We start from the raw sequence: 14,646 nt of genomic DNA on the forward strand, positions 1-14,646 counted from the left end.
GAGGGTGGCCCCGTACTGCCGTGCCGGAGGAGACGGAGCCCTCGGAACGGCAGCGTCGGAGCCGGCACCAGGCAGCGGGGCCGCCGTTCGGTGCCGGGTGCCGGGTGCCGGGTGCCGGGTGCCGGTGCCGGTGCCGGATGCCCGGGGAGGGCGACGCCGTTCGAGCAGCTGTTCCCCTGGTCATGGGGCTACGCCGCAATGCGTATGGCGTGAGACGGCGGTGGCCCGTCACCCTGAGTTCCGTCACGCCACGGAACGTCCATGGGCGTCATTCACGGGGGAGTCCTTCATGCGCCACGTCCGTCCTCGCCCTGTCCGCCTCGTCGCCCTCCCCGCCGTGGCCGTGTTGCTCGCGTTCGGCCCGCTCGTCGCCTGCAACGACGACGACGGCGGCTCGCCCGCACCGGTCTCGGTCTCCCCGACGTCGCCGGCCAGGCCGAGCCCCACCGCCGCGAAGGGCGTGGTGCCCGACCTCACGGGTCTCACCGTCGCGGACGCGCGGGGCAAGCTCGCCGAACTGGACTACGGGATGGCGTTCACCGACGACTCGGAGATCGGGGACGACTCCCTCACGGTGACCGCCCAGTCCCCGGCACCCGATTCCGCGCTGAAGCCCGGTGCCACGGTGACGATCACCGTCCCCGGCCGCTGAGGTGCCGTGCCGGGCGCCGTCCTCCCGGGGGCCGGAGGCGACGCGGAGAGGGGTGCGGGAGCCTGGAGAGGCGCCGTCAGCCGCGCGGGCCACCGGCGGGGGCGGTGTTCCACGGGTGGATGTCCGTGATCTGTGCCGAGTCCGCGTCGACCCAGCCGTTGGGGCCGAACCAGACACAGACGGCGCCGGCCAGACCGATGGGGATGACCGCGCCGCCCGTCGCGACGCACTGCGCCTGGGTGACCGGGGGCCGGGCGGCGGCCTCGGCCGTTCCGCCGAGTCCGAGTGTCAGTAAGAGGGCCGCGAAGGCGGTTGCCGTGGCGGCCGATGCCACACGTCGAGAGCGCATGATTCTCCTCCTCTGCGGTGGACCGCCCACCGCAAGTGGAGGCTATTCCCGCCGACTCCGGGAAATTGCTAGAAGCCGGGCGGGTGACGTTGGTCGAGCAGCGGGGCAAGTCGTGGGGGAGGCGGGCGGTGGCGGAGTCGTCCTCGGGGTGTCGCGTCGTCAGGTCGTGGGATGCGCGCTCTTCGCACCGACTTCCCTCTCCGGCACAGGTGTTGAGGAATCCCGCCCCCGCGCACGGTCCATCTCCCGCCATTCCGGCCGCAGTCCGGCCAGGTTGGTGGTGAGGAAGTAGGCGGCCCCGCCGGCGAGCAGTACGGGCGAAAGTCCGACGGCGGCCACGGCGGCTCCGGTGATCAGCCCGCCGAGGGGGATGCCGGCCCAGGCCAGCGAGTCCCCGAGCGCGTTGACCCGCCCCAGCATGTGGCGCGGCACCCGCTCGAACAGAACCGCTCCCAGGACCGGGTTGAGGAATCCCGACCCGAACCCGCTGACGGCGAACACGGCCAGCACCACTCCCATCGGGGCACCCGACGCGAGGACCAGGAACCGCGGGGCTCCGGCCAGCAGGAAGCCGGTGAAGAACACCACCCGGCGCCGCAGCCGGTGGGCCGCGACCGCGGCGATCAGGCTCCCGGCGACCGCCGTCGCTCCCATCACACTGCCCATCAGACCGATCGCGGCCGGACCGTGGCCGGACTCCTTGGCCCAGACCGGCATGAGCACCGTGTTGAATCCCGCGTCCAGCAGGTTGGTGATCCCCACCATGACGATGACGGTCAGCAGCAGCAACTCGCCGCGCAGGAAGGCGAATCCCTCGCCGAACCGCCGCCAGTAGCCGGGTTCCGTCCGTTCCTTCCGATCCGTGCCGTCGGTCCCGGAGACGGTCTCGTGGGCCGCGTGTCCCATTCCGCGAGGAAGCGCCACGCCGATCACCAGTGATCCGAGCGCGAAACAGCCCGCGTTGACGACGAGCCCCGTCATGGGTCCGAGCAGCCCCACCAGGGAGCCGCCCACCGCCGGCCCGACCGTGGAGGCGAGCCGCTCGGTCACGCCGGCCAGCCCCGCGGCGCGCTCCAGCGGAACCCCGCCCCGATCGGCGGCCTCCGGGACCATGACCATCTTGGCCAGGTCACCGGGACCGCGGACCGCGCCGATCAGTGCGACCAGCACCAGCAGGAGAGGGAAGGAGAGCAGGTCCAGGGTGTGGAAGAGGGGAACCGCGGCGGCGGCGGTCGCACTGGCCAGATCGGTGCTCCACGAGACGGTCCGGGGGCCGATCCGGTCCACGAGCGGTCCGGCGAACGCCTTGGCCGCCACATAGGGCGTCATCTCGCAGAAGGCGACCAGTCCGGTCTGGGTGGCGCTGCCCGTCGTGACGAGGACGAACCAGGGGAGCGCGACGGCGGAGACCCGGGTACCGGTGAGCGAGACGGCCATGGCCGCCAGGACCCCGGTCAGCGGCCTCAAGGACCGCCGGCCGGGTATGCCGCCCGCGTCGGGGACGTCCGTCGTCATGACGGCTCCTCTCCCTCGGCCTCCTGAGGACCGGCGTGGGCCCGCGAGGGGGCGGGTGCGTCGAGTTCGGGCACGAGGTGCGTGATGACGGCGACTCGTTCGGCCCCGTCCGGAGCGTCACCCGCCGCCTCCGGCGTGTCCTCGCGGTAGCGGGCGATGACGGCCTGCAACTCCTCGCGCAGGGAGGCGGCCTCCTCGGGTGTGAGCCGCAGGGCCCAGTCGCTCATGTCGAAGGTGTCCCGCCAGGTACGGGGCATCGTCTGAAGCTCGTTGACCGCGCGTTGGGTGCGCAGGGTGTACGCGGCGGCGACGGACTGCAGGTAGGCCAGCGCCGCCTCGGGCTCGCGCTCGGCCAGTTCCGGGTCGTTCAGCTCCGTCCTCTGATGCACGGAACGCCACCAGCGCTCCCGGGCGTTGCCGCGTTCCGTGTCCTCCTCGACGAAGCCCGCCGCGCCGAGCTGGCGCAAGTGGTAGCTGGCGGTACCGGAGTTCACGCCGAGCCGTTCCGCGAGGCGGGTGGCCGTCGACGGCCCGTACTTCCGCAGCAGCCCGACCAGCTGGACCCGTACGGGATGGGCCAGCGCCCGCAGTCCCTTGGCGTCGAGGACGACCGAGCCGGGCTCGGGTCGCCGGCCTTCCTCCCGCGCGTCTTCGTCAGTCATGTCCTGCACTGTAGACCGCAAAGAGTTCTTCGCAAAGAGTTCTTCGCGAAGAAGTCTTTGGGGTTACGCGGGACCTGCTCACGGCGTCACCTCCCGCTGGACCGCTGTGACCCGGTCGGATCCCGCCGTGTCACCCCAGTCGGGTGAGATCGGGGCGCAGACGCTGCCAGACCGGATGGCGCAGACGGCCTGCCGTGGTCCATTCCGCGGCGGTGACCTCGGCGACCAGCCGCGGTTCCACCCAGTGCGCGCCGAGGACCTCGGCCTGGTCGACGAACGGAGACGTCGAGCGTGCGATGACCGTGAGATACGCGCTGAGTTCGCCGATCTCGTGCTGCGACATCCCCGACCCGACCGATCCCGCGTACCGCAGTCCGGAGGGCCCGTCCAGCCCCACCAGCACCGCACCGGGCACGCCCTCGGCCGCCCCGGTGCGCTGTGTCCAGCCGCCGATGACCACGTCCAGGGTCTCCATCCGTCTGGTCTTGCGCCAGTCGGCCGACCGGACCCCCGGCGTGTAGGGGGAGGAGAGCCGTTTGGCGACCACGCCTTCGAGTCCCTCACGGACGACGGCGTCCCACACCTGCTCGCCGTGGCCCTGTACGTAGGCCGGTGTCGACCAGTGCGGACCGTCCAACCCGAGCAGGGACAGGGTCTCGCGGCGCTCGGCGTACGAGGTGTCGACGAGTGTGCTGCCGTCGAGGAAGAGGACGTCGAAGATGATCAGATGGGCGGGGGAGTCCAGGGCCAGCCGCGCGGCGCGGCGGGCGTTGACCACGCCCATCCGGCGCTGGAGGAGTCCGAAGTCGGGGCGTCCGGAGCCGTCGAGGACGACGACCTCACCGTCCAGGACCGCGCTCCGCCCGTACAGCACGCCGCCCAGATCCTGCAGCTCGGGATAGGTCGCCGTGACGTCGTTGCCCGACCGTGCGACCAGCCGCACGGTCCCGTCGCCCGTCGTGGTCAGGACGCAGCGGGCTCCGTCCCACTTGGCCTCGAACGCCCACTCCGTGTCGGGCACGGGCAGCGGCCCCGGCGTGGCCAGCATCGGTGCGATCGCGGGAGGTGGCGAGGGGGCCTCGGAAGGATGAGCGGCCATAGTCAAAATGATCGAACGGTGAGCGGGCATCCGCAGGTCGGAGCGCGCGCAGGTGCGGCCGCCCACGGCGTCCGGGTCGCTCCGCGGCCCGACCGCCCCGCGCCGCGCGGTCTCGATTCCGGGGCCGCGACGGTCCGCCGGAGCCGGGTCCGGTTCGGGAACGCCCGAGTCCGCACCGGCCTCCTGGCGTGCGTGGTAGGTATGGGCGATGATCGGTCGCCTTCCCCTGGACGAGCAGGCCTCCGCCCTGAGATCGGCGCTCTCCCGCAACGAGGTGCTGCTGGAGGTGCTGAGCCGCACCGCCGCGCTGCGGCTTCCCGGCTGGTACCTCACGGCGGGCTGTCTGTTCCAGACCGTGTGGAACGTCGTCACGGACCGGCCGCCCGCCGAGGGGATCAAGGACTACGACGTCTTCTACTTCGACGACGGCGACCTGTCCTGGGAGGCCGAGGACGCCGTGATCCGCGAGGCGAAGGAGGTCTTCGCCCGCCTGCCCGCCGATGTCGAGATCCGCAACGAGGCCCGGGTCCACCTCTGGTACGAGCGGAAATTCGGGGTGCCGTGCCCTCCGTACGATTCCACCGAGGCGGCGATCGACTCGTTCGCCGCCACCACCTGCTGTCTTGGGGTGCGTGTGGAGGCGGGCGGGCACTGGCGGATCTACGCGCCGCACGGACTCTCCGACGTGTTCGACCTCGTCGTACGTCCGAACCCGGTGCTCGCTCCGCGCGAGGTCTACGAGGCCAAATCGGCCCGCTGGCGGGGACAGTGGCCCGCACTGACCGTCCTCGACTGGCCGTCCCCGTGAGACGCCGTACGGGGGTCACGAGCCGTCCGCGGGGTGCGGGTGAGCCGGCTCGGCCGGTCCGGTAGGAGCCGGAGCCCGCCGGATCCGCCGGGCGGCCGACGTAGCGTGTCGTCGGCCGCCCGTGTCCGCGGAGCGTCCTCGCCCGCCGCCCTACCAGGCCACCGGCAGTTCGAGGGGGAAGCGGCGGATGGTCTCGGTGTCCCAGCGCAGATCCTCGGGGGCTACCGCGAGCCGCAGGTCCGGGAACCGTTCCAGCAGCCGCCCGATGGACACCTCCAGCTCGGCCATGGCCAGGGGCACGGCGACACACAGGTGCCCGCCCCAGCCGAAGGTCATGTGGGGCAGAGGGGGCCGGTCCGGGTCGATGGTGTGCGGGTCCGGATAGCGACCCGGGTCACGGTTCGCCGTCAGGTAGGACACATGGACGAAGTCGCCCGCGCGGATCCGTACCCCCTCCATCTCCACGTCCTCCAGTGCCACCCGCGGGATGCCGACCCCCTTGCGGAACGGGATGAAGCGGAGCAGCTCGTTCAGGGCGGCGGTCAGGCTCTCCGGGCGGCTCCTGACGTGCTTCATCAGCTCGGGACGGGTCAGGAGCAGGTAGGAGATGTTGCTGATCTGGCAGGTGGCGGTGTCGTGCCCGCTGAGCATCAGGGTCAGGGCCATCACCGCCAGTTCTCTGTCGTCGAGCGCGTCGTCGCCGTCCTGGGCGTTGGCGAGCACGCTGATCAGATCGTCCCCGGGGGAGTGCCGCCGTTCGTCGACCAGACGGCCGAAGTACGCCACCAGCTCGGCCTTGGCGGTCGCCGCCCCCTCGCGGCTGTCGGGGCCCGTGGAGAGCAGTCTGTGCACGTACTGGTCCATCAGGGGCCAGTCGTCCTGGACGATCCCGAGGACGTCGCAGATGGTGTGCTGCGGGAGCCGGTTCGACAGATGCCGTGCGAGATCCGCGGGCGGGCCCTGCGCGGCCATCTCGTCGAGCAGGGTGTCCGCGATACGGGTGATCTTCTGCCGCATCCGCTCCACGTGCGCCTTGGTGAAGGCCTGTGACGCCAGCCGGCGCAGACGGCTGCTGTGCGGCGGATCCATCACGTTGATCGACTCCGGGGAGACGATCGGCTCCGGAGTGAGCCGCGGATAGTCGGACCCCATGATTCCGGCCCGGCTGAAACGCTGGTCGGTGGTCACCTGGCGCACCGCGTCGAAGCCGGTGACCAGCCAGGCGTCGGCGTCGCCGTACGGCAGCCGGATCCGGGTGATGGAGTCGCGGGCCATGAGCGCCGCCAGGGAGGGGTCGAACTCCAGTCCCGTACTGAAGTCGAACGGGCATGCGACTGCTTTGCTGTTCGGGGGCATGACTCAGTTCTCCAGTTTCAGCTGCTTCCGCTCTTCCATCGCTCCTCCATGGATATGTCATTTCCGCGGTGCGCAGCCGCCCGGACACCTCCACATGCGCTAATCGGCACCCCCCTCCGCCACGGTCCGGAGCGGGACGACAGGGCGCGGGGTACCGGGGGAGAGAGACCGGGGGCGTCACCCGGTGGCCCGAGCGGGCGCGGACGCCGGGCGTCCGATGGCGGCACTCTGCCCCCGACGGAGCTGCCCCGGAGGCCGGGACGACGACCGGCGGAAGGACCACCTGGTGGAGTGCGACGGCGCTGCCCGGCCCCGCGCGGAGAGCCACCGGAGCGCGCGCCCCCCGAGTCCGGCTTCCCTCCGGAACGACCTGCCGGGGTGTCCCGGGCCAGGACAGCGCGACAGGACCGCCGGGGGACAGGCTCAGCTCGGGACGCCGAGCTCCGCCCGCCGCAGCTCCTGTACGAGCAGGAGCAGGTCGGCGGGGGCGGCGGCGAGGCGGACCGGGGTCCCTGAGTCCAGGAGCTCGGCGACGTACCAGTGGGCCGGCACGTTGTGCTCCAGGAGGCGTCTCGGCCGTCGCAGCCCCTGTACGGAGAAACGGCCCACGGCGATCTCCTTGGCGCCGAGACGCCCCGGCCCGCCGTGGTACAGCACCGCCATGGGGCCGGCGCCGACGACGACGTGGGTGCCTTGCAGGTTCGGGTCGCGGGGCGCCTCCTGCAGGAAGGCGGCCGGGACGATGACGTCCTCCCCCGGGGGCAGTGGACGCGGCTCCAGGGGCGGCGTCGGGCCGCTCACCCGCCAGGCGCGCGCCAGCAGACCGAGCACCACGAGCACGCCGACGGCCGCCACCCAGGTGGCCACGGTGCGCCCCGGCCGGACACCGGCCAGCGGCACCGCCCACAGGGCGGCGACCATGAGCGGCAGCAGGAACGTGAACAGGCTCGGGGGCAACGGCTCGTCCGCGGCGACCGGCCGGCCGTCGCGGCGCCGCCGCACCAGCGCGAAGACGGCGAGGACGCCTGCCGCGAGGACGAGGAAGACGACACCGCCGGCGATGCCGCCGGGACGCGGCACGTCCTCGTCCGCGGTGTGCCGAGCGCTCGCGACCCTCATCAGGTCACCCCGCCACCACGTCAGGGTGACGTGGTCGCCGTGCTCGAAGGCGTTCGCGGTGTCGTACGAGACGTTCAGCCGCTCGACCGGCGTCCCGCCCGAGAAGTACAGCCAGTCGTCCCGGTCGGACTTGTTCAGCTTGGCGCGGGTGCTCTCGATCACGGCGGGCACCGTCACCATACAGTCCGCGCGGGCCGCGACCGTCACCCCGGCCGGACACTGCTCGGCCGCCCGCCACTCCCGGTCACGCCGCTCCTCGGAGGAGATCCCGGCCACGGCGAAGAAGGCGGCCGCCGCGACCGTCACCACGCACAGCACCAGAGGCAGCAACCGCATGCGTACGACACGTCGCAGCTGTCGGCGCGGGGCCGACCCGTTCATCCCCCACATCAGGCCGATGCTGTCACTTCCGGCCCTCATGGACAATGATCCGGAGCCGGCCTGTCGGCAACGTCCCGGCCGACACGCGTGGTTGGGCCGGACGACGCGACGCCCCGCGACGGTGTACTCGTGAACGGTCAGCCGGCGGCGAGCAGTTCGAGCGTGTCGATCACACGGTTCGAGAAGCCCCACTCGTTGTCGTACCAGGCGACCACCTTGATGTGGCGGCCGTCGACCCGGGTGAGGGCCGAGTCGAAGATCGACGAGGCGGGGTTGCCGGTGATGTCGGACGAGACGAGCGCGTCGTCCGAGTACTCGAGGACGCCCCGCAGATGCCCGTCGGCGGCGGCCCGGTAGGCGGCCAGCACCTCGTCGCGCGTCACATCGCGGCTCACGGTGGTGTTGAGCTCCACGATCGAGCCCACGGGCACCGGAACGCGGATCGAGTCGCCCGACAACTTGCCCGCCAGGCCGGGCAGGACGAGACCGATCGCCTTGGCGGCACCCGTCGTCGTCGGCACGATGTTGACCGCGGCGGCGCGGGCGCGCCGGGCGTCGCGGTGCGGACCGTCCTGAAGGTTCTGTTCCTGGGTGTAGGCGTGCACCGTCGTCATGAATCCGTGCTCGATGCCCGCGAGTTCGTCGAGGACCGCGGCGAGCGGCGCGAGCGCGTTGGTCGTGCAGGACGCGTTGGAGACGATCGTGTGCGCGGCCGGGTCGTAGGCGCCGGTGTTCACGCCGAACGCGAGCGTGACGTCCGCTCCGTCCGACGGCGCGCTGACGAGCACCTTCCTCGCGCCCGCGTCGAGATGCGCGCGGGCGGCCGTGGCCGACGTGAAACGGCCCGTCGCCTCGAGCACGACGTCGACGTCGAGCTTGGCCCAGGGCAGTTGGGCGGGCTCACGCTCGGCGAGCACGACGATCCGGCGGCCGTCCACGACGAGGGTGTCCCCGTCCACGGTCACCGGGCGTCCGAGCCGGCCGGACGTCGAGTCGAAGGCGAGCAGCCGCGCCAGACCGGCGGGCTCCGTGAGGTCGTTGACCGCGACGACTTCGAGGTCGCTGTCCCGCTCCAGCAGCGCGCGCAGCACATTGCGCCCGATACGGCCGAATCCGTTGATGGCGATGCGAGTCATGAGTGACGTGTCCCTTCTGTTCACCACCACGATCGCGGGCGCGGCCCGCGCGTGGCAGCGGCGGGAGCGCCATGGTCCGCAAGGATCACGCCAAGGGACGCCGGGCTACTCACCCCGGGCGAAGGTGCGCCGGTACTCGCTCGGAGTGGTGCCCAGGATGCGCTGGAAATGCATCCGGAGATTCGACCCGGTACCGAGTCCGACCTCGGCCGCGATCTGCTCCACGCTCCGCTCCGAGCGCTCCAGCAGCGCACGGGCCATGTCGATCCGGGCGCGCCTGACCCACTCCATCGGCGTGTATCCCGTGTCCTCGCTGAAGCGCCGCAGGAAGGTGCGCGGTGAGACCGCCGCGTGCCGGGCGAGGATCTCCAGGGTCAGGGGCTCGCCGAGCCGGTGCAGGGCCCACTCGCGGGTCGCGGCGAACCGTTCGCCGAGCGGCTCGGGCACGCTGCGCGGTACGTACTGCGCCTGGCCGCCGCTGCGGTAGGGGGCCGCGACCAGCCGCCGGGCCGCGTGGTTCGACGCGGCCACCCCGAGGTCGCCGCGGAGGATGTGGAGGCAGAGGTCGATGCCCGACGCGGCGCCCGCCGACGTCAGCACCTCGCCCTCGTCGACGAAGAGGACGTTCTCGTCGACCCGGACGAGCGGGTGCTTCGCCGCGAGCGCGCGCGTGTAGTGCCAGTGGGTGGTCGCGCGCCTGCCGTCCAGCAGACCCGTGGCCGCGAGCGCGAAGGCACCGGTGGAGATGGCGGCCAGCCGCGCCCCTCGCTCACTGGCGGCGATCAGCGCCTCGACGACGGCCGGCGGGGGATCGTCGACGTCCGGGAACCGGTACCCGGGGAGGAAGACGATGTCGGCCCAGGCGAGCGCTTCGAGGCCGTGCGCGACGTGGTACGACAGCCCGTCTCCGCCGGTGACGAGGCCGGGTGCCGCGCCGCACACCCGAACCTCGTACGGCATGCTCGCCCGTGTCGTGAACACCTGGGCGGGGATGCCGACGTCGAGGGGTTTCGCACCACTGAGCACGAGGACGGCGACGCGGCGCAGACGAGAGGTTGGCACGCGTGCCAGCGTACGCGGAGCACCCGGGCCGACCGGTCAGGATGTGCCTCCTGAGCTGGGCACGAGCCCGGACGGAGGAGGGCGTGGAGCGCGCCGGGCCGCCGCCTGGCGCCGGGGCGTGCGAGCCTACGCGAGGCGTCGGCCGGGACCCGCCGTACGCCTGTCGGAGAGGCGGGGCCGGACCGCGGAGGCCACCATGGCCGCGATCACCGCCACCCACACGACGCCGGCGATCCAGATCTCCCAGCGGCCCAGCGTGGTCAGCCAGGAGGCGCCGGTCGCGCGCCCCAGTTCGTGGGTGGTGACCGCGTACATGCCGATCGGGAAGACCAGGTTCCACCAGCCGAGCTCGTAGCGGAACGGGACTTTTCGCAGGACGTGCCGCCAGAAGCCCAGGCCCAGCAGGAGGGGGATCAGCCAGGTGGAGAACGACCAGAGGACGACGGACGCACCGGCGACGGCCGACCGGGACAGCAACAGGGTCTCGGTGGGCAGTTGGAGGAGACGCGTCCCGGCGAGCACGCTGATCGCCGCCGCACCCATGCAGATCCATGAGGACGTCATGAGCTCGCCCGGCCGCACCGGCCGCGCGAGCAGTCTGGCCAGGACGATCGCCGCGGTCAGCACGTACTGCATCAGCCCGATGCCCCAGCAGACCAGGGCGAGTACCTGCAAGGGCTGGCTCGACGTCAGGCGGGCCAGACCGGCCGCCGCGACCGCCACCGACTGGGACCCGACCGCCCACAGGAACCAGGTGCCGTTGACCTGGTCGAACGACGCGTCGCGCCGGGTGCTGGCGACCAGGCCGAGGGGGATCCCGTAGCCCAGCAGCACCCACGCCACGGCCCCGAAGGCCAGGAACGCCCCGGCCGCCACGGTGTCGCCGCCCGTCACCAGCCGGGCGGCGATCACGTCCGACGCGATGCTGATGGTCAGGAAGGCGAAGGCGCGTGGCGCGACGAGGTCCGCGACGAAGCGCCGCGGCCATCGCACCAGCCGCCACACGTAGGCGGGCAACAGCACCGCACACCCCACCAGACCCACCACCAACAGCACGAGGGAGGCGGTGTGGGCGCCGTTGATGTAGAGGGCGGTGGACACGATGCCGGTCCCCATGACGAACGCGAACGCTCCCGCGTTGAGGTTCTCGACCTTGGCGGCGACGGCCGCCCTGGATCCGGGCGGCGGGGTCGGTGCATCGGCCATGTCGTACCTTTCGCGGGTGGGTGACCCGGTCCGCGGAGGGGTTCGGGTCAGCTGGGCGCAGAAACGCCTCCCTGGGGCTCGGTCCGCTCCCGGGAACGCTGATTCCGGGCGACCACGGTGACGAGCGTCCGCGGGTGTGCGCCGTTGCCGCACACCCGTCCCCCCGCCGGCCCGTTATGCCCCAGTCTATGATTTTTTGAGGTGATCGCTCGCCTGTCCGGCGTTCTCGTCGGCTCGTGACGCGTGCCGCGGGGGCGCGGGATCCGGTCCCGGGGAACCGAGGGGCACCGCGGCGACCAGGGCGTCCGCGACGGCCCGCGCGGTCAGGCCCGCTTCGGCGAGGACCTCGGCGCGGGTTCCCTGGCCGGGGAACCCGTCGGTCACCCCGAAGGTGCGCAGGGGGACCTGGAGGTCGGCCTCATGCAGGGCCTGGGCCACCGCGCCCCCGACGCCGCCGGTCCGCAGACCGTCCTCGACCGTGGCGACCAGCAGGTGATCGGCGGCCAGCCCGAGCAGCTCGTCCGGCAGCGGTTTCACCCACCGGGGGTCCACCACGGTGACCTCCACCCCCTGCCGGGCGCAGAGTTCCGCGGCTTCCAGGGCGGTCCGTGCCATGGTGCCCACCGCGATCAGCAGGACGCCGGCGCCGCGCGCCTCGCGCAGCACGTCGACCCCACCGACGCGGCGGACCGCGGGGAGCGCCGGAGGGACGGCCCCTCGCGGGTACCGCAGAACCGTCGGCGCGTCATCGGTCGCCACGGCTTGGGCCAACTCCTCCTGGAGCGTGGGGACATCGCGGGGAGCCGCGATGCGCAGACCGGGAACCGCCTGGAGCAGCGCCAGATCCCACAACCCGTTGTGGCTCGCGCCGTCGTCGCCGGTCACCCCCGACCGGTCGAGGACGAGCGTGACCCCGAGCCGGTGCAGCGCCAGGTCCATGAACACCTGGTCGAGGGCGCGGTTGAGGAAGGTGCCGTAGACGGCGACCACCGGATGCAGCCCGGACATGGCGAGGCCCGCCGCCGACGCGACCGCGTGCTGCTCCGCGATCCCGACGTCGAAGAACCGCTCCGGATACCGGGTGGCGAAATCGCTCAGACCGACCGATCCGGGCATGGCCGCGGTGATCGCCACGATCTCCCGCCGCTGTGCCGCCAGTGACACCAGTTCCCGGCCGAACGCCGCCGACCAGCTCGGTCCACCGGGCCGGAGCGGGCGGCCGGTCCGCGGGTCGATGGCGCCCACGCCGTGCAGGTGGTCCTCCTCGTCCTGCTCGGCGGGCGCGTATCCCAGCCCCTTGCGGGTGATGCAGTGGACGATGACCGGTGCGCCATGGTCCTTGGCGTGCTCCAGGGCGGCTTCGAGCGCCGGGATGTCGTGGCCGTCGACGGGGCCCAGGTATTTCAGCCCCAGATCGGAGAAGAGCGGCCGCGGCACCAAGGCGTCCTTGAGGCCTTCCTTGGCCGCGTGCAGGGTGCGGTAGACGGCCCTCCCCGGCGTGCCGGCGCCGTCCAGGGTCTGTTTGCCCCAGCCGAGCAGCCGCTCGTAACCGGCGTGGGTGCGCAGGGCCGACAGGTGCTGGGCGAGCCCGCCGACGGTCGGCGCGTAGGAGCGCCCGTTGTCGTTGACGACGATCACCACGGGCCGTTCGGGCGCGGCCGCGATGTTGTTCAGCGCCTCCCAGGCCAGCCCACCGGTGAGCGCCCCGTCACCGACGACGGCGACGATGTGCCGGTCCGTCTCCCCCGAGAGCGCCCGGGCCTTGGCCATGCCGTCGGCGTACGACAGGGACACCGAAGCGTGCGAGTGCTCGATGTGGTCGTGCGCGGACTCCTCCCGGCTCGGGTATCCGGACAGTCCCCCGCGTCGGCGCAGGCCGGGGAACCGGTCGGCCCGCCCGGTGACGATCTTGTGGACGTACGCCTGGTGGCCGACGTCCCAGAGGAGTGTGTCGCGCGGGGAGTCGAAGACCCGGTGCAGGGCCAGCGTGAGTTCCACCGCGCCGAGGTTGGGCCCCAAGTGGCCCCCGGTCACCGCCACATGGCGGATCAGGAACTCCCTGATCTCCCCGGCGAGCCGGGTCAGCTGCGACGGGCTCAGACTCCGCAGGTCCGAGGGCCGGCCGATGCGTTCCAGCAGCGTCATGCCACTGATCCTCCTTGTCGCTGAACCACTGGGCTGTGCGGGCGGGACCGAGGGGCTCCGGCCCCGGGATGACGGTGAAGGGCGGCGGACCGTCCGGGACCGGCGCGGAGGCCGTCCCGCTCCCGACCGTGCACGCCGCATCCCAACTCCTCACCTGAGCAACGGGGTTCGGGAAGCAGGTGCCGCCCTCGGACGCGGTGCCGTCGAACGCGTAGGCCTCGGACGGGGCGCTGTCGAACGCCGCACGTCGGGTGGCGGCTGCCGAGAGGGGGAGACCGGTGGTGCCGACCGGTGACTGATCGCGCCGTCACTGCGTCGAACGCCCCCTGCCCTCTGTCGTCTGTCCTGGGTCCGGCCTTCCGGTGCCCGACCTGTCGGCCCCGCCCCTCACGCTCCCTCTCTGACCGGCGTGACCGGGGCCTCCGCGTCCGTCATGGCGGGCGGTCCGTGCGTCCGAGTCACACTCGGTGACGAACGCTACGACGTCGGAAGAGCCGGGGCAGGTGGGCGGACGTGCCACAACTGCCTCACATCAGGACCTCTGACCGGCCGGCCGATGTCGGCGCGCAGGGCTCCCGGCCGACACCGGGCCCGGACGCGTCGCGGTGTCCTGAACCGAGGGTGTCGTGTCCTCCCGGTGCGCGACCGCCGCCGCGCCGACGGTGGTTCTCCCTCATGGGCCGCGGGTTCGTGGCCCGAGAGTCGAGCTCCGGGAACGAACATGACCGACAGCACCTCCTCCGGCCTCCCCCAGGGACAGGCGCCAGGCATCCTCTGGACCCTGGGCCGTCTCCACGGGGAGCTGCGGCTACGGCACGGACTGTCGCTCCACGGCTATCTCATCCTCGGCGTCCTCGCCGGGACCGCGAGCGGGTCCGCGACGGTCGCCGAGCTGACCGCCTTCCTGGGCGAGTCCGGGGACCGGATGTCCTACCTGCTGAAAGGCGTGCAGGCGTCCGGTCTGATCGAGCGCGGCCGACGCGAGCGCGACCGGCGGACCGTGCAGGTCACGCTGACCGGCACGGGACGTGACCTGTACGCCGAGGCGGAGAGCACCGCGCGGAGCATCGTGGGACGGCACCTCCCGGCGAGCGCGATCACCGCCGTCGCCCCCTGCGCCGCTCCGGCGTCCCCCACCTCCTGACCAGCGGGATCG

The 14,646-nt window shown here is 72.4% G+C and carries 13 protein-coding genes; 3 read left to right on the forward strand and 10 right to left on the reverse strand.

Going from position 1 to position 14,646, the window contains the following annotated elements:
- Window positions 1-289: 289 nt before the first annotated feature.
- On the forward strand, window positions 290-652 hold the full coding sequence (locus tag OG776_RS39680; protein ID WP_148014677.1) for a PASTA domain-containing protein: 363 nt from the start codon (window positions 290-292) through the stop codon (window positions 650-652).
- 76 nt (window positions 653-728) lie between these two features.
- Here OG776_RS39680 and OG776_RS39685 read toward each other — a convergent pair whose 3' ends face one another.
- The 4 genes from OG776_RS39685 to ligD form a co-directional block, all read right to left on the reverse strand.
- The gene (locus tag OG776_RS39685) at window positions 729-1,001 is read right to left on the reverse strand and encodes a hypothetical protein (RefSeq protein ID WP_148014676.1); all 273 of its coding nucleotides are present in this window, start codon (window positions 999-1,001) and stop codon (window positions 729-731) included.
- Window positions 1,002-1,160: 159 nt separating this feature from the next.
- The gene (locus OG776_RS39690) at window positions 1,161-2,516 is read right to left on the reverse strand and encodes an MFS transporter (protein WP_148008429.1); all 1,356 of its coding nucleotides are present in this window, start codon (window positions 2,514-2,516) and stop codon (window positions 1,161-1,163) included.
- Window positions 2,513-3,178 (reverse strand): ArsR/SmtB family transcription factor, encoded by a 666-nt coding sequence (locus OG776_RS39695; protein ID WP_148008430.1) that lies wholly within the window; start codon window positions 3,176-3,178, stop codon window positions 2,513-2,515. Before OG776_RS39695 ends, OG776_RS39690 begins: the two co-directional genes overlap by 4 nt.
- A 130-nt stretch (window positions 3,179-3,308) precedes the next feature.
- Complete coding sequence (ligD, locus tag OG776_RS39700) at window positions 3,309-4,277, reverse strand: non-homologous end-joining DNA ligase (protein ID WP_329323489.1); 969 nt, start codon at window positions 4,275-4,277, stop codon at window positions 3,309-3,311.
- Between the two features lie 208 nt (window positions 4,278-4,485).
- On the opposite strand from ligD, the gene OG776_RS39705 reads away from it, so the two are divergent.
- Complete coding sequence (locus tag OG776_RS39705) at window positions 4,486-5,085, forward strand: nucleotidyltransferase family protein (RefSeq protein ID WP_148008432.1); 600 nt, start codon at window positions 4,486-4,488, stop codon at window positions 5,083-5,085.
- Between the two features lie 150 nt (window positions 5,086-5,235).
- On the opposite strand, the gene OG776_RS39710 is transcribed toward OG776_RS39705, so the two are convergent.
- The 6 genes from OG776_RS39710 to dxs all read right to left on the reverse strand — a co-directional run bounded on the left by OG776_RS39710 (window position 5,236) and on the right by dxs (window position 13,490).
- A complete protein-coding gene (locus tag OG776_RS39710; protein ID WP_148008433.1) occupies window positions 5,236-6,441 on the reverse strand; it encodes a cytochrome P450 in 1,206 nt (401 codons plus the stop codon).
- Window positions 6,442-6,864: 423 nt separating this feature from the next.
- The gene (locus tag OG776_RS39715) at window positions 6,865-7,980 is read right to left on the reverse strand and encodes a hypothetical protein (protein WP_329323490.1); all 1,116 of its coding nucleotides are present in this window, start codon (window positions 7,978-7,980) and stop codon (window positions 6,865-6,867) included.
- 98 nt (window positions 7,981-8,078) lie between these two features.
- Entirely contained in the window at window positions 8,079-9,077 is a 999-nt protein-coding gene (gene gap / locus OG776_RS39720) for a type I glyceraldehyde-3-phosphate dehydrogenase (protein ID WP_329323491.1), read from the reverse strand.
- Between the two features lie 105 nt (window positions 9,078-9,182).
- Entirely contained in the window at window positions 9,183-10,139 is a 957-nt protein-coding gene (locus OG776_RS39725) for a GlxA family transcriptional regulator (RefSeq protein ID WP_148008436.1), read from the reverse strand.
- A gap of 126 nt (window positions 10,140-10,265) precedes the next feature.
- Entirely contained in the window at window positions 10,266-11,345 is a 1,080-nt protein-coding gene (locus OG776_RS39730) for a tellurite resistance/C4-dicarboxylate transporter family protein (protein WP_148008437.1), read from the reverse strand.
- A 186-nt stretch (window positions 11,346-11,531) separates the two neighbouring features.
- Window positions 11,532-13,490 carry a 1-deoxy-D-xylulose-5-phosphate synthase gene (gene dxs, locus OG776_RS39735; protein WP_148008438.1) on the reverse strand — a complete coding sequence of 653 codons (1,959 nt, stop codon included), beginning with the start codon at window positions 13,488-13,490 and terminating at the stop codon, window positions 11,532-11,534.
- 721 nt (window positions 13,491-14,211) lie between these two features.
- Here dxs and OG776_RS39740 point away from each other — a divergent pair.
- Window positions 14,212-14,634 (forward strand): MarR family winged helix-turn-helix transcriptional regulator, encoded by a 423-nt coding sequence (locus OG776_RS39740; RefSeq protein ID WP_329323492.1) that lies wholly within the window; start codon window positions 14,212-14,214, stop codon window positions 14,632-14,634.
- Window positions 14,635-14,646 lie beyond the last annotated feature (12 nt).

The organism is Streptomyces sp. NBC_01689 (assembly GCF_036250675.1).
Taxonomy (GTDB): domain Bacteria; phylum Actinomycetota; class Actinomycetes; order Streptomycetales; family Streptomycetaceae; genus Streptomyces.